Raw genomic sequence first — 1,407 nt, 5'->3', positions numbered from 1 at the left:
GCGCGGCCGGCGTCGGCGAGGACGGCGCTGGTGGCGGCGGGCGCCTGGGCGAAGGCGGGGGCGGCGGCGAAGAGGGCCGCGGCGATGAGCAGAGCACGCATGGGGAGGTCTCCGGGCTGGCGGGCGCGGGAATACGCCTCGCATCGCCAGTGTCCGTTTCTATACGAAACTGTCAAGGTGCGTCGCTAAAGGAAACGCACTCACACCGGCGAACTAAACAGTGATTACTTATCGCTGATCATGTTGCAAGCCCGGGACGGCATCGGCGCTCTGCATCGCCACGATCGCCGCCTCCACCGTGTCGCAGACGACCCAGGCCTCGCGGAAGCTGGCCGGAGTCATCCCCTCGGCGATGCTGTGCTCCATCACGGCCAGAAGCGGCTCCCAGAAGCCGTTCAGATTCAGAAAGATGACCGGCTTGGAGTGGAGGTCGAGCCGCTTCCAGGACAGGACCTCGATGACCTCTTCCAGCGTGCCGACGCCGCCCGGGGCGACCACGAAGGCGTCGGACTGGTCGTACATGATGGTCTTGCGCTCGTGCATCGAGGGCACGATCAGGGTTTCGACGTCGTCGAACAGACGCTCGCGACTGCGCAGGAAGCCCGGCATGACGCCCAGGACCCGCCCGCCGGCCGCGTGCGCGGCGCGGGCCGAGGCGCCCATCAGGCCGACGCCGCCGCCGCCATAGACCAGTCGCCAGCCGGCCCGGGCCGTCTGCTCGCCAAAGGCGCTGGCCGCGGCGGTGTAGGCCGGGTCGGCCAGGTCGGACGAACCGCAGAACAGGCAGACGGACTGACCGTCGAAAGGCTGGATGGAGACAGGCGAAGACATGGGGCCTCGGGAACGGATGGGAGACAACGGCCGCCTCGGCGCGCTATCTGGACCGATACTCCTAGCGGTCGGATGCACGCGATGAAACGGGCCATGTTCGGCAAGGCGGCGATAGCGGCGCTCCTGTGCCTCGCGAACGCCGCCTGTTCTCCGCCGGCGCCTGTGGCGGCGGAGAAGGCCCGGGTCCCCGCCGCGGCGGGAGCCTGGACCCGCCCGCCGATGATTCGTTCGGTCCGGCGCATTCCCGGCGGTCTGGTCTTCTCCGGACAGGCGGAGCCGGGCGCCCGTGTCGTGCTGCGCAGTGAGTCCGGTCCCGCCCATGCCGCGGCGGCGGATGATCAGGGCGGGTTCGAGATTCGCGTGATCGATCCCGCCGGGGACCTGTTTCTGCGTCCCGAGACGCAGGTGGGCCAGGACGCCGCTCCGGCGCCGGAACGGTTGCTGATCGTGGCCGGGGGGCGGGGGCCCGTCGCCATCCTGCGAGCGGGCGGGGCGACCCGGCGGCTGGACCGGGCGCCGGCACTGGGCGCGGTCGACAGCGACGGCCGGGTGCGGCTGGTTTCGGGAAGTGCGCCG

General features: G+C 70.7%; 2 protein-coding genes. One reads left to right on the top strand and one right to left on the bottom strand.

Annotation, left to right across the window (positions count from 1 at the left end):
• Positions 1–228: 228 nt before the first annotated feature.
• Positions 229–831, bottom strand: a complete 603-nt coding sequence (locus QQJ79_RS15320; RefSeq protein WP_284223793.1) for an LOG family protein — start codon at positions 829–831, stop codon at positions 229–231.
• Between the two features lie 81 nt (positions 832–912).
• Between QQJ79_RS15320 and QQJ79_RS15315 the strand changes: the two genes are divergently transcribed.
• Positions 913–1,407: hypothetical protein (locus QQJ79_RS15315; protein WP_284223792.1), on the top strand; the 495-nt coding region annotated here is incomplete at its 3' end.

It is taken from the genome of Brevundimonas denitrificans, assembly GCF_030160755.1.
GTDB classification, from domain to species: domain Bacteria; phylum Pseudomonadota; class Alphaproteobacteria; order Caulobacterales; family Caulobacteraceae; genus Brevundimonas; species Brevundimonas denitrificans.
Note: the sequence above shows the minus strand (reverse complement) of the source record. Positions and strands in the feature narration are given on the sequence as shown.

Excerpts from the sequence above, each read along its gene's own strand:
- QQJ79_RS15320 (WP_284223793.1), bottom strand. The coding sequence starts at position 831 with ATGTCTTCGCCTGTCTCCATCCAGCCTTTCGACGGTCAGTCCGTCTGC.